This window comes from Novosphingobium sp. NPDC080210 (genome assembly GCF_050281025.1).
GTDB lineage: Bacteria > Pseudomonadota > Alphaproteobacteria > Sphingomonadales > Sphingomonadaceae > Novosphingobium.
Genome location: NZ_JBNNWL010000001.1, coordinates 752,886 through 770,684, shown reverse-complemented (window position 1 = coordinate 770,684; position 17,799 = coordinate 752,886). Strand labels below are relative to the sequence as shown.

Annotated in this window: 13 protein-coding genes; 9 read left to right on the top strand and 4 right to left on the bottom strand. The window is 63.7% G+C overall.

Annotated features, from left to right (window positions below; genetic code table 11):
- Positions 1-57 precede the first annotated feature (57 nt).
- Complete coding sequence (locus ACQKOE_RS03680) at positions 58-2,688, top strand: TonB-dependent receptor (protein ID WP_427511951.1); 2,631 nt, start codon at positions 58-60, stop codon at positions 2,686-2,688.
- 3 nt (positions 2,689-2,691) lie between these two features.
- Entirely contained in the window at positions 2,692-3,720 is a 1,029-nt protein-coding gene (locus ACQKOE_RS03675; protein ID WP_427511606.1) for a phytase, read from the top strand.
- A 4-nt stretch (positions 3,721-3,724) separates the two neighbouring features.
- Here the strand turns inward: ACQKOE_RS03675 and ACQKOE_RS03670 are convergent, their stop codons facing one another.
- Positions 3,725-5,401: an alkaline phosphatase D family protein gene (locus ACQKOE_RS03670; RefSeq protein WP_427511605.1), complete on the bottom strand. Its 1,677-nt coding sequence runs from the start codon at positions 5,399-5,401 to the stop codon at positions 3,725-3,727.
- Positions 5,402-5,517: 116 nt separating this feature from the next.
- Positions 5,518-7,770 carry a TonB-dependent receptor gene (locus tag ACQKOE_RS03665; protein WP_427511604.1) on the bottom strand — a complete coding sequence of 751 codons (2,253 nt, stop codon included), beginning with the start codon at positions 7,768-7,770 and terminating at the stop codon, positions 5,518-5,520.
- A gap of 212 nt (positions 7,771-7,982) precedes the next feature.
- Between ACQKOE_RS03665 and ACQKOE_RS03660 the strand changes: the two genes are divergently transcribed.
- Together ACQKOE_RS03660 and ACQKOE_RS03655 are read left to right on the top strand one after the other, a co-directional pair.
- Complete coding sequence (locus ACQKOE_RS03660; protein WP_427511603.1) at positions 7,983-8,891, top strand: UDP-2,3-diacylglucosamine diphosphatase; 909 nt, start codon at positions 7,983-7,985, stop codon at positions 8,889-8,891.
- Complete coding sequence (locus ACQKOE_RS03655) at positions 8,891-9,961, top strand: glycosyltransferase family 4 protein (RefSeq protein WP_427511602.1); 1,071 nt, start codon at positions 8,891-8,893, stop codon at positions 9,959-9,961. The genes ACQKOE_RS03660 and ACQKOE_RS03655 overlap by 1 nt, the downstream gene beginning before the upstream one ends.
- Positions 9,962-9,984: 23 nt before the next feature.
- Here ACQKOE_RS03655 and ACQKOE_RS03650 read toward each other — a convergent pair whose 3' ends face one another.
- Positions 9,985-11,286, bottom strand: coding sequence for an alkaline phosphatase PhoX (locus ACQKOE_RS03650; RefSeq protein ID WP_427511601.1), 1,302 nt, complete (start codon positions 11,284-11,286; stop codon positions 9,985-9,987).
- 155 nt (positions 11,287-11,441) lie between these two features.
- Here ACQKOE_RS03650 and ACQKOE_RS03645 point away from each other — a divergent pair, with 155 nt between their 5' ends.
- From ACQKOE_RS03645 to ACQKOE_RS03630, 4 genes are read left to right on the top strand one after another with little or no spacing between them, the layout of a single operon-like run.
- A complete protein-coding gene (locus tag ACQKOE_RS03645) occupies positions 11,442-12,161 on the top strand; it encodes a GNAT family N-acetyltransferase (RefSeq protein WP_427511600.1) in 720 nt (239 codons plus the stop codon).
- On the top strand, positions 12,158-12,580 hold the full coding sequence (locus ACQKOE_RS03640) for a sugar 3,4-ketoisomerase (RefSeq protein WP_427511599.1): 423 nt from the start codon (positions 12,158-12,160) through the stop codon (positions 12,578-12,580). Before ACQKOE_RS03645 ends, ACQKOE_RS03640 begins: the two co-directional genes overlap by 4 nt.
- Positions 12,577-13,674, top strand: a complete 1,098-nt coding sequence (locus ACQKOE_RS03635) for a DegT/DnrJ/EryC1/StrS family aminotransferase (RefSeq protein ID WP_427511598.1) — start codon at positions 12,577-12,579, stop codon at positions 13,672-13,674. Before ACQKOE_RS03640 ends, ACQKOE_RS03635 begins: the two co-directional genes overlap by 4 nt.
- Positions 13,671-15,179 carry an O-antigen translocase gene (locus ACQKOE_RS03630; protein WP_427511597.1) on the top strand — a complete coding sequence of 503 codons (1,509 nt, stop codon included), beginning with the start codon at positions 13,671-13,673 and terminating at the stop codon, positions 15,177-15,179. The genes ACQKOE_RS03635 and ACQKOE_RS03630 overlap by 4 nt, the downstream gene beginning before the upstream one ends.
- 19 nt (positions 15,180-15,198) lie before the next feature.
- On the opposite strand, the gene ACQKOE_RS03625 is transcribed toward ACQKOE_RS03630, so the two are convergent.
- Positions 15,199-16,407: a hypothetical protein gene (locus ACQKOE_RS03625; protein WP_427511596.1), complete on the bottom strand. Its 1,209-nt coding sequence runs from the start codon at positions 16,405-16,407 to the stop codon at positions 15,199-15,201.
- 265 nt (positions 16,408-16,672) lie between these two features.
- Between ACQKOE_RS03625 and ACQKOE_RS03620 the strand changes: the two genes are divergently transcribed.
- Complete coding sequence (locus tag ACQKOE_RS03620) at positions 16,673-17,764, top strand: glycosyltransferase (protein ID WP_427511595.1); 1,092 nt, start codon at positions 16,673-16,675, stop codon at positions 17,762-17,764.
- Positions 17,765-17,799: the final 35 nt, after the last annotated feature.

Genomic DNA, 17,799 nt, shown 5'->3' with positions numbered 1-17,799 from the left:
AGAGGCTGCTGATGACGCGGGTGTTATCGTGGTCACTGGCAATCGCCCGATTGCCGAATCCGAAGCCGCCGCGCTGGAAACCCAGAAGAAGTCGGATTCGCTGGTGGCCGTCGCCGCCTCAGACGGCGTGGGGCGTCTGCCCGACCAGAACATCGCCCAGGCCACCAGCCGCCTGCCGGGCGTCGCCGTAGAGCGCGACCAGGCCAGGCCCGCTATGTCAGCCTGCGCGGGGCACCGAATTACTGGACCACGCTTAGCTTTGACGGGATCAACGTGGTCAGCCCGGAAGGGCGCGACGCGCGCTTTGACTCGGTGCCTTCGGCCATTGCCGCGCAGATCGTCGTGTCCAAGGCGGTGACCCCGGACATGCCGGGCGAGACGGTTTCGGGCAACGTCAACATCGTTACCCGCTCTGCCTTTGACTACACCGGCGAGCACTTCGCGGCCAAGGTCGGTTACGGCCAGGCGGAACTGGGCAACCGTCCGCAGGTCGAAGCCTCGGCCGTCTATTCCAACCGCTTTGACATGGGCGAGGGTGAACTGGGCGTCGTCGTTTCGGGTTCGTATTTCGAGCGCGCGATGATCACCGACAACTTCGAAACCGATTACGAGCGGGTCAGCGGCGATCTGCGCCCCGGCAACACCACCCGGTTCTGGGCTCAGGAGGCAGAAAACAAGCTGTACCGCCTGACCCGCAGGAACTGGTCGGCATCGGGCCGCCTGGACTATCGCCAGGGCGATACCAAGCTGTCGCTGCGCTCGATCTACACGATCTTCAAAGACGACGAGATGCGCGACAACTACCGCTTTGACCTGGACGACCGGCAGAGCGATCTGGTGAGCGCCGCCGAAGCCTGCGACACGGCCATCAATCCGACGCCGACCAACACCGGCTATGCCGACATCTGCATTGGCAATACCCCGCTGAAGGGCACCATCTACGGCGTCGACATCCGCCAGCGTTCGACCCTGCGCGCATTCCGCCAGTCGATCTTCACCAATACGGCGGAAGCCGAATTCGCGCCGGCTGATGGCTGGACCGTCAACCTGTTGGGCAACTACACCGAATCCAAGGACGACCGCTCGGTCGTCGGCGAAACGACCTGGGAAAGCCCCAGCACCCGGACCGCGCGCCCGACCATCGCCTATGACTTCAGCGATCCGAACCGTTCGCGCCTGATCCTGTCGACGACCAACCAGCTTGCCAGCCCGACGCGCTACCAGGCCGGTACGCCGGTTACGGCGATCGATACCTTCAGCAAGCCGCTCACGTCACTGACCTTGCTCGATGCGGTCGATACGACCAAGGCCTATACCGCGCGCCTGGTCGTGACCCGCGAAACCGGGTTCCTGGGCGGTGACGCCACGCTGAAGGCCGGGTTCCAGTTCGATCAGCGAACCAAGGTGGTGGATGAAAGCAACCTGGTGCTGAACACCGCCGCCCAGTTTGCCGCAGTCGGCATTCCGACCGACTACAACCTGTTCTCGCTCGATCAGGAATTCCTTGGCCGGATTCCGATGGACTACACCTTCCGCTATTTCGATCCGGTCAAGATGCGCGCGGCGGCAGAAAAGGCACGCGAGCTTTATACGTTCAACCCGGTCACCGGGAACATCTATGACGTGCGCGAGCAGGTCTTTGCCGGTTACCTGATGGGAACGGTTCGCTGGGACTTTGGCTCGCTGGTCGGCGGTGCACGGGGCGAGCACGTCAAGAACCGTGGCATCGCGCAGGGCACCGTGGGCACGACTGCCGGGCTGGTCACAGCGGAAAGCGACCGGACGATGGTGTTCCCTTCGCTCCACTTCAACTACAACCTGGACGAGACGAAGAAGCTGCGCCTGTCGTTCAACACCGGCGCGGCGCGGGCGGACTATGACCAGATGCGTCCGAACGTCGTCGTGAACGATTCCAACCAGACGATCTCGGGCGGCAATCCGGCAGTAAAGCCGGAGAAGGCCTGGGGTCTTGATGGTTATTTCGAATGGTATTTGCGTCCGCAGGGCTACCTGATGGCCGGCGTGTTCTACAAGAATGTTCGCGACGTCCTGTACCGCCAGTCGCGCAGCTTTGGCTCTGACGCGCTGAACAGCGGCGGGGTGGATCGCTCGGCCTATACCTTCACCGGCATCACCAATGGCGGCCAGGGCCGGGTCTATGGCTTTGAAGCAGCGGCGCAGCTTCAGCTGGAGCCTTGGACCAAGCAGATCGGCCTGCCCTCGTGGATGGGCGGCTTCGGGCTGAGCGCGAACGTGACCTACAACAACAGCGAAGTGACCAAGCCGGCCATTGGCACGGTTCCGGCGCGCAAGCTGCGCCTGCCGGGCACTTCGGACTGGGTTTACAACCTGTCGGGCTATTACGAGAAGTACGGCCTTTCGCTGCGCCTTAGCTACCAGAAGCGCACTAACTGGCTGGATGGCTATGCCGACGATCTGACCGACGCGGGTGATACCTACTGGGCGACGGACGACGAGCTCGACTTCTCGGCCCGCTATGCGATTTCGAAGAATGTTGAAGTGTTCTTCGATGCGACCAACCTGCTGAACAATCCGGGCCGCCGTTTTGCGGAACCGGGCAACCTGTTGACGGCTACCGGCACGCCGACGCCGTTCACCGACAGCTACACCATTGAATGGGAGCGCTTCGGTCGCCGCTTTGCGGGCGGCTTCCGGGTCAACTTCTAAGGAATGCGCGGGGTATCCTCCTTGATCCTCGCGCTGGTGGCGGCGGGCCTTGCTTCGGCAGGGTCCGCCAATACCGTTTCAGTCCAGGCCGTCGCGGAAACGGCGCCGGTTGGCACTGCGAATGACGATGCGGCGGACGATCCCGCGATCTGGCGCAATGCGCGCCGCCCAGCGGATAGCCTGATCCTCGCCACGGACAAGAAGGCCGGGCTTTACGTCTATGGCTTGGACGGCAAGGCCAGATCGTTCGTCCCGGCGGGGCGGCTCAACAATGTAGACCTTATCGACCTTGGGGCCAGCGGCGTTTTTGCGGTCGCCAGCGATCGCAACGATCCGGCCAAGGCGGTCTTGCGGATCTACCGACTGGATACCCGGTCTGCCACGCTCAAGGAAATCGGCAGCGCGCCGGGCGGGGCGGGGGAGGCCTATGGCGTGTGCCTGATGCAATCAGGCCGCAGCCTCTATGCCTTTTCCGTGCTCAAGCACGGCGCGGTGCATCAGGTGCGGATCAACCTTTCCGGGCGGACCGCTGCGGGCCGGATCGTGCGGAGCCTGTCCGTTGCCACCCAGGCCGAAGGCTGCGTGGCCGACCCGCGAACCAGGCAGATTTATGCGGGTGAGGAAGCGCGCGGCATCTGGGCCTTCGATGCCAGGCCAAACGCTGGAACACAAGGCAAGCTCGTCGCCCAGGTGGATAGCCGGCACCTCTTCGCCGATGTCGAAGGGCTGGCCCTGCTTCCCGTGGGGCGCAAGGACGGCTGGCTGCTTGCTTCAAGCCAGGGCGACAATGCCTATGCGCTCTATCGCTTGCCGGACATGGCCCCGGCTGGGCGCTTTCGCATTGCTGCCGGAAAGCTCGGCGCAACGGAAGAAACCGATGGGATCGCCTTGGCTGGCGGCAGTTTCGGACCGTCGTATCCGGTCGGTCTTCTGGTAGTGCAGGACGGCGACAATGCCCCCGATGCGCAGAATTTCAAACTCGTCTCGTGGCAAGACGTGATGCGGGCGCTGGCCGAAGCCAGCGCCCGCTGAGGGCCTAGACCCGTTCCATCAGCAGTTCGTCGGCGCTCTTGCGCAGGCTCCACCGGCTAATGACGCGGGTGCTGTAAACCGGGCTGGTGATCGTGTTTACTACCACGAAGCTGGCCCGTCCCTGGCCATGGGTGAGCACCAGGCGGACATAGCCCTGGTGCAGATTGTCGGTCCAGACGACTTCCGGATTGTGCTCGGCAAAGGCCTGATCAAGCTTCGCTGCCGTGACCGGATCAAAGCCGCTTTCCACGAAATCTCCGGGGGAGGTGATGCCTGCCGTGCCCAGTTCCACGCCCATTGGCTGACCTGCTGCATCGGCCAGGCGATTTGCCCAGAAGCTGTGGCTGTCCCCGGTCAGGAACACCAGGTCGTTTACTCCGGCGGTGCGGGCCTGGCTGTAGAGCCGTTCGCGCGCCCATTCATAGCCGTCCCAGGTGTCGGGATAGAACGGCAGGTTCCATTTGCCCTTCCACGCCAGGTCCTGTGCTGCGGGCAGGGGCTTCGCCTGCTTGGCGGGATCGGGGATCACGCCCAGGGAGACCACGTCCGGCACGCGGGTCCGGGCAATTGGCATGGGATTGCCGATAAGGCGCCAGGGTTGGTTCAGGCGCTTGGAGTTCTGCCAGGCTGCTGACAAATCCGCTTCCAGTTCAGGCGCGAGCATCGTGCGCCCCGGCGCTCCGAGCGCTTCGCGTTCCATACGGGCCGCATCGGCAAAGCTGGCGATCGACTTGCGATAGGGTTCATAGTCCACTTGCAGCGCGCGCGCCGTGTGCCGGGTTTCCAGCGTGGACAAGGTGGCAAGGTCGCCGAACACATAGGTTCGCCAGAACTGCGCGCGGGTCCGGCCGGGACCGGGCTCGCGCACCGGCATCCATTCGAAATAGGCCTGGATCGAGGCATTGCGGCGGTCCTGCCAGTCGCCTTCCGTCTCTGGCTGGTGGTTCTGCGCGCCGCCTACCCACGGGTTGTTGGCGCTTTCGTGATCGTCCCAGCAGGCCAGCAGCGGCTTGGCGGCATGCATGGCCTGTGCGCCGGCATCGGTCTTGTACTGGGCATGGCGGGTGCGATAGTCGGCCAGCGAGACGATCTCGTTCGCCGGTTCATGCACCCGGCCCAGCTTGCGCGCGGTTTCACTACCCCATCCAGCAGCGCCATATTCGTAGATGTAGTCGCCCGTGTGCAGCACGAAGTCGATGACCGGGTCGCGCGCAATGGCGTCATAGGCGTTGAAATAGCCGAAGGCGTAGTTGGAGCAGGAGGCCAGGGCGATGCCCAGCCGCTCCAGCTTGCCGACCGGCAGGGTGCGGGTGCGGCCCACTGGCGAGTTCACTCCGTTGGCGCGGAAGCGGTAATAGTAGTGCCCGCCCGGGCGCAGCCCCTCGGCCAGGACCTTGACGGTAAAGTCCCGCTCTGGCCCGGTGGCGAAGCGGCCCGTCTGGATCAGCTTCCCGAAGGCCGGGTCAGTTGCCAGCTCCCATTCGACATCAAGGCTTTCGACGCCGCTCACGCGGGTCCACAGCACCACGCTGGTCGCATCGGGGTCGCCGCTGGCAACGCCGTGGCGGAACATCTCGCGCGCAGGGCCGCTTGCGGCGAAAGCTGGCAGCGCAGCCAATGCCGCCGCCGTGGAGAGACCGGCCAGAGTGGTCCGGCGGGTCATGCTGAAGGAACGGGTCATCATGTCCTCCTCAAATTCGGTGGGCTGTCAGTCCGCCCGGGAATGGATCGCTTGAAAAGAAAGCGGGGGCGGATGCCGGAACACCCACCCCCAAGGCTAGGGACTATTCGTCTTGATCAGAAGCCGAATTTGACGGTTGCAAAGAACTGCTGCGGCGCGGCGGGCAGCAGGGTCTGGCGATCCCCGCTGTTGCCGGTGCCGCCCGAGTTGATCGTGCCCAGGTACTGTTCGTCGAACAGGTTGGTGGCATTCAGCTGCAGCTCGATCTTGTCGGTAAGGCGATAGCCGATTGAAGCATCGACGACAGTGCGGCCCGGCACCGACTGGTCGTTGGTGTAGGTGAAGTACCGCTTGGACATATAGTTCAGCCCGATCCGGCCAAACAGGGCGCCACGATCATAGGTCAGCTCGCCGCGCAGCATGTGCTTGGGCGTATCGACCACGGTCTTGTCCTTGATCGCGGCCAGCAGGCTGCCCGACAGGTTGTAGACGTCGTTGCGGTAGGTTGCGTCGGTGTAGCTGTAGGACGCGAACAGGCCGAACCCGCCGCCCAGCTTCAGGTCGCCAGCGGCTTCGAAACCGACCGAGCGGACCGAACCGACGTTCTGCAGGACCGAGGGGCTGCCGACGATGCTGGGGCCGCTGGCGGCTGCCAGCAAGCGATTGTGGAAGTTCACCAGGTAGATCCCGGCTACGCCGTTGAAGACCGGGCTGTTGTAACGCGCCCCGAATTCATAGGTGTCTGACGTTTCCGGCTTCAGCGTATCGCGGATGCTGTCGAAACCGGTCTGGTTGGTCGAGAACGGACCCGTCGTCGTGGCCGAGGCAAAGGCGCGGGTGGCCTGGGTGAAGCCGGCGAAGACTTCCGCATTGGGACCCATCGCCAGGTTCAGGCCGAAGTGCGGCTGGAACCAGTCGGTCGCGTCGATCTTGCCCTGCGGGAAGCTGGCCTGGACCACGGCGGTGGCCTCGTTGGTGACCTTGAAACCCTTCCAGCCGAAGTTGACCTTCAGGTCGCCCAGGTCAACGCGATCTTCCACGAAGTATTGCAGGGTTTCGGTGTTGAAATCGAATTCCCACTGCGTGAAGAACGGGTTGCTGGGGTATTCGCGGAACGAGCGGCCCGGGTTAGTACGGCTTTCCAGGCCATAGAAGCGGCGGGCCTGGTTGAAGTCGTTGGTTTCGAACCAGCCGCCGACGGACAGGGTGTTGATCCCGGCCTTCCAGTTGACCTTGCCGAACAGGCCTGTGCGGTCGATCTTGTATTCGGTGGTGCGGATCGAGATCGGCACGCCGTTCGGGCTGGGGACGTACGGCGTCGCCCAGAGGCCCATGCCGCGGTTGTGGTGGTAATAACCACGCAGCGCCACATCCAGGCCTTCGCCCAGCGGGCTCTTGAAACCGATCGAGGCAACCGTGTCCTTGCGCAGGCCCGATGCGTCGAAATAGGCATCGTCGACCGAGGTGATCTTGCCGGGATAGGTGGTACCAGCGGCAGCGTTCGATACCGGCGCGCCCGTGTCGCCACGGTTGTTGCCGATGTCGGCCAGCTGGATCGCCAGAGCGTAGTCACCCGCGATATTGTCCCAACCGTAGCCGAGGCGGTTCAGCATATCTAGCGACATGTCCTGATAGTCCTGCTCGCGGCGATCCGAATAGCTGAACCAGCCGTCCAGGGCCGCTTCGCCCAGCGGCACGACGACCTTGGCATTGACCATGTGCTGGTCCTGCTTGCCCACGCCGCGATACTTGTCGGTCGAACCGTAACCATAGGAGACGTAACCGCGCGGGCCTTCAGCCGAACCGGCGTTCAGGCGCACGAAGCCGCGCATGGTGTTGTCGCTGCCATAGGTTGCATTGGCCTGGCCGCCGAAACGGTCCAGCGGGTCCATCGAGAAGGTCTCGACCGTACCGCCCAGGTTGTTGGTCGACTGCGTGCCGAGCGACCCGGCGCCCTGGGTCACGCGGACCGAACCGATGTTTTCCGGGCTGATCACGCGGCTGATGTGCAGGCCGTTGTGGTTGCCATAGGTCATGTCGCCCAGCGGGATACCGTCGAAGTTGAAGCCCAGCTGGTTCTGGTTGAAGCTGCGGATGGTGACGCGGGTCGACCATTCGTAGTTGCCGAAGGCGTCGGCCGACTGGATGTTGACGCTGGGCAGCTTTTCGATGGCCTTCAGCGGGCTGGTGCCGGGGAGCAGGACCGAAATGTCGCGCTGGCCCACTTCCTGGACCTGCTTGGTTTCGCCCTTGCCCAGGACGACGATTTCCGAAGCCTCGGCTTCGGCCGCGTCAGCAGCTTCCGCCGCAAAGACGGCCTGCGGAAGCAGGGCGGTCGAAGCAAGCAGCACATTCATCAATTTACGCATGTTACCCCTCATTGGTTTGGTTCGAGGCGGCAACTAGGCGGGGCGTGTTGCAGGACTGTGCCAGTATTGTGATCGCGCGCCGACAGCAGCGCGACAGATGTATGACGCGCGGATTTCCGGGACTTGTAACCGAACTGACTTCGAACTGTCAGCGCTCCGCAATCCGCGCCGGCTAGGGCAGGCTGGTCGCACCGCAAGTGGAGAGATAGGCGATGTCAAATCGCGATATGCTGGTCCGGGAAACCCGTACGGTTGAAATAATGGGCCTGCCTGACTGGCTGGGCCTGCCGGAACCGCGCGGGTTTCAGCCCAAGCGCAAGTTCCGCACGATCTGGATCTCGGACGTCCATCTGGGCACGCGCGGCTGCAACGCGGAAATGCTGGTCGATTTTCTCCATTCGGTGGAGTGCGAGACGCTCTATCTGGTGGGCGACATCATTGACGGCTGGCGTCTGCGCAAGGGCTGGTACTGGCCCGATGCCCACAACGAAGTGATCCGCCGCGTGCTCAAGATGGCGCATCGCGGCACACGGGTGGTCTTCGTCGTCGGCAACCATGACGAAATGCTGCGCGAATATGCCGGGCTGACCTTCGGCGGGGTAGAGCTGGTGCAGGAAGCCGTTCACCGCACGGCGGACGGTCGCCGCCTGCTGGTGACTCACGGCGACAGCTTCGATGGCGTGGTGCTCTATGCCAAGTGGCTCGCCCTGCTGGGGGACAAGGCCTATTCCGTCCTGCTGCGGGCCAATGTGCTGGTGAATGCGGTGCGGCGGCGGTTCAAGCTTCCCTATTGGTCGCTGTCCGCCCATCTGAAAAAGCGGGTCAAGAACGCGGTGCAGTTCGTCTGCGCGTTCGAGGAAGCCGTGGCGCGCGAAACCTCGGAACGGGGTCTGGACGGCGTGGTCTGCGGCCATATCCATTCCGCCGAAATCCGGCAGATAGGCGACATCACCTATTACAATGACGGGGACTGGGTCGAAAGCTGCACGGCCCTGACCGAGGATGCAACCGGCGCCATGGCGATCCTCGACTGGTCCGCCGAATCGGCCAGCCGCAATGCCCAAGCCCGCCGCGCTGCTTCCCAGCCAGCACTGCCGCTTTACGACATGGAGAACGCCTGATGCGCATCGCCCTTGCTACCGATGCCTGGTATCCGCAGGTCAATGGCGTGGTCCGGACCCTGGGGGCAACGGTCGCGGAACTGCTTGAGCGGGGATACGAGGTGGAGCTGATCACTCCGGACCGTTTCCGGACCATCCCGCTGCCAGGCTATAAATCCATCGACATAGCCATCGCGCCGCGCTTCGCCGCCCGCAAATTGCTGGGCGCGTTCAAGCCCGACGTGGTGCACATCGCGACCGAGGGGCCGATTGGCTGGAGCGCGCGGGGGTGGTGCAAGGCCCACAAGGTACCGTTCACCACGGCCTTCCACACCCGCTTTCCCGATTACGCCGCCGTCCGCACCGGGATCAGCGCCGAGCGGTTCTGGCCGCTGTTCCGCCATTTTCACCGCGAGAGCAGGGCGGTCCTGGTTGCTTCGGCAAGCTTGTCCCAGGAACTGGAGGCGCGGGGCATTACCGGGGTTCGGCCGTGGACCCGCGGCATCGACCAGGCCCAGTTCCAGCCGGTGGGCGGTCTCCATCCCGCCATGCTGGACCTGCCGCGCCCGATCCTGCTGAACGTCGGCCGCGTCTCGCCGGAAAAGAACCTGGAAGCTTTCCTGGACCTCGACTTCCCCGGATCGAAAGTGGTGGTCGGCGATGGGCCAGCGCTGGAATCCCTGCGCAGCCGCTATCCGGAGGCGATCTTCCTGGGGGCATTGGCGGGCGACGAACTTGCCAGTGCCTACCGCACCGCCGATTGCTTTGTCTTTCCCAGCCTGACCGATACCTTCGGCCTCGTGGTAATCGAGGCGCTTGCCTGCGGCCTGCCGGTGGCTGGTTTTCCGGTGCAGGGTCCGGTCGATATCCTTGGACGCGCGGGGCGGGGAATCGCCGACGATTTCCCCGCGCGGGTGGGGGCGCTTTCAGCGGATCTGCGCAACGCCGTGGCGACTGCGCTGGGCGCGGACCGGCAAGCGGCGGCAGTCTTTGCGCAGCAGTTCACCTGGGCCAAGGCAACCGACCAGTTCCTTGCCGCGATCCAGAGCGCGGCGACCCGGAATTCGGGAACGAAGGAGCTGGTTGAATAGTGTCAGCCAGCTCCCTTGTTCGCTTAGCTTAGCCAGGGGCCAGTGATGGCAATGGTCTGCGCCGGGCTGAAGATATTGACGAACAGCGTGCGCCCGTCCGGTGCATAGCAAGCGCCTGCCAGTTCGGTCTTCAGCCGCAGGCGGCCAAACGGATAGGCTTCGCCAGCCGGCGTAATCCCGCGCAGATAGTTCACTGCGTCGTCCGTGTACTGATCTTCGCAGACGATCAGGTGGCCGTTGGGTGCAACGGTCAGGTTGTCGCCATAGTTGAACTGGTCCGGGTGGCTGCTTTCAAAGAACAGTTCGAGCCGCTCGCCGGACTGGTCCAGGTGCAGACGAAAGATCTGCCCCAGCTTTGCCGCGCCGCCGCTGGTGCAGGCGAAGAACAGTTCCTTCTCGCCCATCCAGATACCTTCGCCGCGGGCCAACAGGGCCGCTCCGGCAGCGGCACCGCGCTTGCGCAGGTCGTCGTTCGGGGCCTCGACATCGTCAAGGTCGATCCAGCGCACCGCCAGTGTAGTTCCCGTCCTGACCGCGCTCTCGCGCCAATTGCGGGTGTCGCCAATTCCGTTCAGCACCAGCGCCTGGAGCCTTCCGCCCTGGGCCAGCTGGCCCTTGACCTTCGGAATGAAGCGGTAGAGCAGCCCATCGTCGCGGTCTTCGGTCAGATAGACGTTCCCGGAAACCGGATCGACGGCGGCGGCTTCATGGTTGAAGCGGCCCATGGCTTTCAGCGGCACCGGATCGACCGGACCCGCAGCGCTGGCGGGCACTTCGAACACCCAACCATGATCCTTGCCGATCCTGCCGCCCGCGCGTGAGACGTTTTCTTCGCAGGAAAGCCATGAGCCCCACGGCGTAACCCCGCCCGCGCAGTTGCGGATCGTGCCGGAGAGCGAGCGATATTGGCGCTCCACCGTCAAGGTTGCGGCGTCCAGCACCAAGGTGGTGGTCCCGCCCGGCAGCGCCACGCCGTCCATCGCGTCATAGGCCGCACCGCTCGCACCGCCGTTGTCCGCACCGGGGCTAAGCTCGTGGTTGCGCACCAGCGCCCACTTGCCATTGCCGAGGTCGAAACAGCCCATCCCGTCCGCATTGTCCGGCACTCGACCGCCGTCCGTCATTGTATCGCCCAGGCGGGACAGCACTCGGTAGGTGAAACCCGGCGGCAGGTCGATCACGCCAGCGGGATCGCTGACCAGGGCACCATAGCCCGCAGAAGCGGCAGCGCGCGCCGAGGGAATGGCGCGCATGCACCCGCTGGCCGCCAGCGCGGCAAAGGCTGCACCCGTTGCGCGCAGGAACGCGCGACGTTCAAAACTCATGTCATCCTCCGAATTGCGAGCAGTCAGAGAGCAAATGAACCTTACACTTCCATGACGATCATTGCAGGCGCGGCGAATGGCCATGTGCTCAAAAACTTCAAACCGCAGCGGAACCGCGCAGGGGTTCGGGCGTTCCTGCCGGGAGGAAAGCATCAATGCTGAACGGGATGGGCTTGCCTGAAGCAATGGCGTGGCTCTTTGCGGCGCTGCCCGGAACCATGTCCGGTGCCAGCACTTCCCGCATCAGGGCGCAATCAGGAGGGCCAAGTGGGCTTGGGCGTGCGAACAGACGAAGTATCCGGCGTAAACATGATGGCGCAGCCCTGGTGACCAGCCCCTTTGCCCGCGTCGAGGGACCGAAGCTGACGCTCCGCCTCATCGATCCCGATGATGCGGACTATGTGCACGCCCTGCGCACGGACCCAGCCTACAACCGCCATCTTTCCGAGGTCCGTGGCACCGCACAGGACCAGCGCCGGTGGATTGAGGACTACAAGGCGCGTGAAGCGGCTCTGCGCGAACTTTATTATGTGATCGAACGGAAAGACGGCGTGCGCTGCGGGCTGGTCCGGCTTTACGATATCGAAGGTGGCAGCTTCACTTGGGGAAGCTGGATCCTGGATCGCAACAAGCCCCCGAAGGCTGCACTGGAAAGTGCCGTGCTGTCTTTCGGTGTCGGGTTTGACCGTCTGGGGTGCTGCGCGGCGCATGTCGATGTGCGGATCGGCAACGACAAGGCGCTGGCCTTCTACCAGCGGCTGAAGATGACCGAACTGCGGCGCGACGGGCACGACGTCTATTTCCTTTATCCGCGCAGCCAGTTCGAGGCCGATCGCGCCGGTTATCTGGCGATCCTTCAGAAGGGGCGTGCATGATGCTGCGCCAAGGCTTTGTCAGGGAAATCGAACTTCCCCAGATCCACGATCCGCGCGGCGATCTGACCTTTGTGGAGGGCGGCAATCACATTCCCTTCCAGATTGCCCGCGTCTATTATCTCTACAACGTGCCGGTCGGCTCCGAGCGGGGCGGCCATGCCCACCGCGAACTGGAACAGATCGTCTTCGCCCTGTCCGGCAGCTTCCGCATGAAGATCGACGACGGGACCACGCGGTCCGAATACTGGCTCCGCGATCCGCGCAAGGGCCTGTACATCAGCAAGATGGTCTGGCGCGAGATGGATGCGTTCAGCCAGGGCGCCGTCTGCATGGTGCTTGCTTCCCATCGTTATGACGAAGGGGACTATCTGCGCGAATACGGTGATTTCGTCGCCGCGCTGGGTGGTGAGAAGCGATGATTCCGTTCCTGGACCTTGGCGCTGCCTACCGCGAACTGAAGACCGGGATCGACGCGGCGATTCATCGCGTTCTCGATTCGGGAATGTACATCCTCGGCCCGGAAGTCGAAGCTTTCGAACAGGAATGGGCGGTCTATTGCGAAGCGGACTTCGCAGTCGGTCTCGCCAACGGGCTCGACGCCCTGACCCTTGCTTTGCGCGCTCTGGACATTGGCGCGGGGGATGAAGTGATCGTCCCGTCGAACACCTACATCGCCACCTGGCTCGCCGTTACCGCCGTGGGAGCGCGGCCCGTCCCGGTGGAGCCTGGCCCGGCGACCCACAACATCGATCCCGCCCGCATCGCCGCCGCGATCACCCCTGCCACGAAGGCGCTGCTGCCCGTCCATCTCTACGGCCAGCCCGCCGACCTTGATCCGATCCTTGCCCTGGCCCGCCAGCACGGCCTGGCAGTGATCGAGGATGCGGCCCAGGCGCACGGCGCGCGTTACAAGGGGCGGCGCATCGGGAGCCACGGCGATGTGGTCTGCTGGAGCTTTTATCCGGGCAAGAACCTCGGTGCCATGGGGGATGGCGGGGCGATAACCACGAACAACCCCCAGCTGGCCGACCGTATCCGGATGCTGCGCAACTATGGCAGCAGCGTGAAATACGTGAACGAGATCGAGGGTGTGAACTCCCGTCTCGATCCGATCCAGGCTGCCGTTCTGCGAGTGAAGATGCAGTCGCTTGATGCATGGACCGACAGGCGCCGCGCGATAGCGGCGGTGTACACAGACGGACTGCGCGAGACCGAACTGGCCTTGCCCCACGTTCCCGCCTGGGCGGATCCGGTCTGGCATCTATATGTCGTGAGAACGCCCGATCGCGACGGATTGCAGAAGCGCCTTGCAGAGGCCGGGGTGGGGACGCTGATCCACTACCCGATCCCGCCGCACCTTCAGAATGCCTATGCTGGAATGGGGATCGCTCCCGACCAGCTACCCCTGGCGCGCGATCTGGCAAGTGAGGTCATCAGCCTGCCGATGGGGCCGCATCTCTCGCTCGGGGATGCAGAGCGCGTGGTTGCGGCGGTGAGGGCGGCTGCGGCGTGAGCGAATCCTCCTACCGCACGATCCTTCGGTCCTCGTCGATTATCGGCGGGGCGCAGGTCATCAATATTGCGGTCAGCCTGGTGAAGATGAAGGTGGTGGCCATGCTGCTGGGTCCGGCGGGCATGGGGCTTGTCGGGCTCTATCTGAACCTGGTGCAGACAGCCTCGACAATTTCAGCGCTCGGCTTTGGCAATGTCGGAACGCGGCAGATCGCGACGGCCCAGGCCGAGGGCGGGGATGTGGCCGTGGGACGCACGCGGCGTGCGCTGTTCTGGGGTACGATTGGCCTGGCCCTGTTGGGGGCGGCGGTATTCTGGGCGCTGAGCGGCTGGATCGCGCGGGTCATCCTGGACGATCCCTCGCGGGCCCATGAGGTAGCCTGGCTCTCGCTGGCCGTGGCGCTGACAGTGGCGGCAGGATCGCAAGGGGCGCTGCTAACGGGACTACGGCGGGCAGGGGACCTTGCCCGGATCAACGTGCTGTCGGGAGTGGCTGGCGCTGCGCTCGGCGTGGGGGCGCTTCTGCTGTGGGGACAAGGCGGCCTTCTTGCCCTCGTCCTCGTGGCGCCGGCCACCACGTTCATGCTCGGCCATCTCTATGTCGCAAGGCTTCGCCCTCCGGCCGGACCTTCTGCGCGCCTGGCAGAGCTGATGGAAGAGTGGCGCGTCATGGCGCGCCTGGGAGCGGCCTTCATGGTCAGCGCTCTGATCATGGTTCTCGGCTTTCTTGCTTCGCGGACGCTGGTGCAGCGCGAACTCGGGGCTGAAGCCCTGGGCCAGTTCCAGGCCGCCTGGGCGATCGGGATGACCTATCTGGGCTTTGTCCTGGGGGCGATGGGGACGGATTACTATCCCAGGCTGACCGCAGCGATCCGGGATCGCGCGACTGCCGTGCGCCTGGTCAACGAGCAGACCGAAGTCGCTCTGCTGCTCTGCGCCCCCGTCCTTGTAGTCATGCTGGGCTGCGCGCCATACGTCATCCGCCTCCTCTATTCGGCAGAGTTCGAAACGGCGGCAGAGATCCTGCGCTGGCAACTGCTGGGCGACCTGCTGAAAGTGATGAGCTGGCCCCTGGGCTTCATTCTTCTCGCATCCGGGGCAGGCAAGACCTTCCTGCTGACCGAAACCCTGGCGGTTCTCGTCTTCTATGGCGTGGTGTGGATCGGTCTGCCGCTCATGGGAATTACGGCCACCGGCGTCGCATTCCTGGCGCTTTACGCCGTCTACCTGCCAGTCGTGTGGCTACTGGGCAGGCATTATATCGGCTTCGCCTGGACGCGTGCAGTGAAGGCGCAAGCCGTCATAGCGGCAGCGGCGGCCCTGACGGTGGAGATCGTCGCGCGGCAGTCCATCATCGGCGGCGCCGCAGTGAGCCTGCTGTTGGGAGCAGCACTCGGGGTCTGGGCGATGATGCAGCTTTCGGCCCAGATCGGGGCAGGGGGACAACTCGGCAAGCTTGCTGCAATGGCAGACAGGGTAAAGCGATGGACGACGGCGCGGCTGTGAAGGCGTGCGGGGGTGCTGGCTAAGGTCGGCGCGATCTGAGGCCGAACAGGCTCGCGCTTTTCCGGAAGGATTGGTTGATCCTATCCGCCATGTTTCTCAAGCCGGAAGCAGGCAGTTCGCTGTTCTCGATGCGGCCGAGAAGGTTCTCGAAAATTGTCTCCGGGTCGTGGCGCGTTGCAACATATTCCCGCGACTTCCGGCTCGCGTCCGGATCGGCAAGCGACTCTGAGACCAGGGCTTCCAAGGGGCGACCTGTTTCGCGGTAGGCCGGGAAATCGCGATACTCGCCCAAGGTGAAATCGTCCGTCTCGTGAATGAATCGATAGAGCCGTTGCGCCTTGCCCCGGACGTCGAAAGCCGGATCAATCACGATGCAGGGACGGCTTTCTGCCGCAATGTCGAGCGCGGCGGTGCCCATGGCAACACCGATATCCACGCGCTGCCGGATGCAGGTTCGTGCCTCGTTGTTGGGCAGAAAGCCGGTTATTTCGAGTTCGATCCCGTGCTGTTTGCAGAGCGTCCGGAGGTCTTGGGCAAACGGTCCATCCGTAATTGCAAGCAGGGAGATGTCCCGGTGGCGTGCAAGCCCGGCCAGACCCGTCTCAACAAAGGGCCTGAGCGCGGACCACTTGAACGCATCCAGCCGCCCCAGATAGCCGAAGGTCAGGCGGGCCCCTCCGGGCTGTCTTGATACGGTTGATGCCGCGCCCAACGGTGCCGGTATGGGAATTTGCAAGGGTTCAGCATTCAGGCCGTAATAGTGGTTCAGCGAGCGCTTGGTGGCCCCATCCATGACCGCAACCGATCCGCGATCAATCATTTCGGCAAACGTGTCTCTAACTAGCCGGAAGTGTTGCGGCCGGGCCAGGCGCGCCAGCTGGTAAGCTTTCGGACCAAACCGGCCTACCAGGCGCCGGGCCAGCGGCATCATGTGAAAAGCGACGTCATTCGGATGGACTATCCAGGCAAAGCTTCTCGCATTGTGGTTGGCGATCGACCAGGGGATGCATGGATCCCGAAGCTTTGCGATGGATGGAAAGAATATGGCATCCGCCTGCGCCTGACCTTGTGCAGCTTGTTCAGGCGTCAGGAAAGGCGCCCAGGACGCCTCCTGCCTCAGGCGCGAATCCTCCCTGTCGATGAACACGAACGGCAAGTCCCGTTCGCGCAGATGTTCTGCAAAGCGGGCAGCGAGAACGTCGACGCCGCCCCATTCACGGCTGTTCATATATATGGCGAGCATTAGCCGATCTTTGCGGAACGAAGAGTCCGGCATAAACGAACAAGACGGCAATTTGTTGCATCCCGGTTGGCAGGCACGCCTGATTTCTTATCCGGAAAGACAAGCTTCGTTTCACGGCATGAACCGCGTCTGCCGGGTTCTGGAATGGAACCAGACAGGCGTTCAAGCGTAATGCGCAGAAGGAAACACCAGGGGCTCAAACAGTACAGGCCATGCCGCCGCGTTCGTTTGACCTGTTTAGGATAGTCAGATGATCGCAATTCTCCTGCCAGACCTTCGCGGGGGCGGTGCAGAGCGGGTGATGGTGGATCTGGCGCGGGAATTCGCTCATCTGGGGCACACCGTCGAATTCGTCCTGATGCAGGCCCGGGGCGATTTCCTTCCCGAAGCACAGCGCGACTTTTCTGTCGTCGACCTCAACGTCCGCAGAGTGCGGCATTTGCCCATCGCGATTGCCCGCTACCTGCGAAAACGAAGTCCGGACGCCCTCATCGCCAATATGTGGCCGTTGACCTCCGCCGCCGTTATGGGAAAGGCATTATCCCGGCACGGCTGCCGCCTTCTGGTCGTGGAGCATAGCATTCTGTCGCGGCAGTACGCGGCTTGGGGGCGGCTGCACTCGGCTCTGCTATCTGCAAGCATCGCGGCGACCTATCGATTTGCAGACCGGATTGCGGCTGTTTCGAAAGGTGCGGCGCTGGATACGGCCCGTCTGGCGCGCATCGGCTCTGATAAGGTCGCCGTTCTGCACAACCCGATCCCGCCGCGCCCCATGCCCGGTGCCGCAGCGCGAGCAGCGGCGGATGCGCTCTGGGCTTGCCCGCCCGGGGGCCGTATCCTGACCGTGGGAAGCCTGAAGGACCAAAAGGACCACGGACTGCTCCTGCGCGCCTTTGCGGAGTTGGGCCGCCCCGATCTGCGGCTGATGCTGCTTGGCCAGGGCGGGAACGAGGCTGCCTTGCGGAAGCTTGCATCGGATCTGGGGATCACGGACCAGGTGATCTTTGCGGGCTTTCACCCTGATCCAACGCCGTTCTATGCGACTGCGGACCTGTTCGTTCTGTCCTCCTATCTTGAAGGGTTCGGCAACGTCATTGTTGAAGCACTTTCCTTTGGCCTCCCCGTCGTTTCCACCGACTGCCCATCGGGTCCCGCAGAAATCCTGCAAGATGGGCGGTTCGGGCGGCTGGTGCCGGTGGGGGATGCGCCCGCGCTAGCTGGAGCGATGGATGCCGCGCTCGCCGCGCCGGTGGACCGCGACGCCCTGATCGGTCGGGCGGCCGATTTTGCCCCCGGGATCGCCGCGCGCAATTATCTTGATCTGTTGGGCCTCTTGCCATGACGAGCGCGGCCAATCGGCCACACCTGCCTGCTAAA

Excerpts from the sequence above, each read along its gene's own strand:
- ACQKOE_RS03675 (WP_427511606.1), top strand. The coding sequence starts at position 2,692 with ATGCGCGGGGTATCCTCCTTGATCCTCGCGCTGGTGGCGGCGGGCCTT.
- ACQKOE_RS03670 (WP_427511605.1), bottom strand. The coding sequence starts at position 5,401 with ATGACCCGTTCCTTCAGCATGACCCGCCGGACCACTCTGGCCGGTCTC.
- ACQKOE_RS03665 (WP_427511604.1), bottom strand. The coding sequence starts at position 7,770 with ATGCGTAAATTGATGAATGTGCTGCTTGCTTCGACCGCCCTGCTTCCG.
- ACQKOE_RS03660 (WP_427511603.1), top strand. The coding sequence starts at position 7,983 with ATGTCAAATCGCGATATGCTGGTCCGGGAAACCCGTACGGTTGAAATA.
- ACQKOE_RS03655 (WP_427511602.1), top strand. The coding sequence starts at position 8,891 with ATGCGCATCGCCCTTGCTACCGATGCCTGGTATCCGCAGGTCAATGGC.
- ACQKOE_RS03650 (WP_427511601.1), bottom strand. The coding sequence starts at position 11,286 with ATGAGTTTTGAACGTCGCGCGTTCCTGCGCGCAACGGGTGCAGCCTTT.
- ACQKOE_RS03645 (WP_427511600.1), top strand. The coding sequence starts at position 11,442 with ATGCTGAACGGGATGGGCTTGCCTGAAGCAATGGCGTGGCTCTTTGCG.
- ACQKOE_RS03640 (WP_427511599.1), top strand. The coding sequence starts at position 12,158 with ATGATGCTGCGCCAAGGCTTTGTCAGGGAAATCGAACTTCCCCAGATC.
- ACQKOE_RS03635 (WP_427511598.1), top strand. The coding sequence starts at position 12,577 with ATGATTCCGTTCCTGGACCTTGGCGCTGCCTACCGCGAACTGAAGACC.
- ACQKOE_RS03625 (WP_427511596.1), bottom strand. The coding sequence starts at position 16,407 with ATGAACAGCCGTGAATGGGGCGGCGTCGACGTTCTCGCTGCCCGCTTT.
- ACQKOE_RS03620 (WP_427511595.1), top strand. The coding sequence starts at position 16,673 with ATGATCGCAATTCTCCTGCCAGACCTTCGCGGGGGCGGTGCAGAGCGG.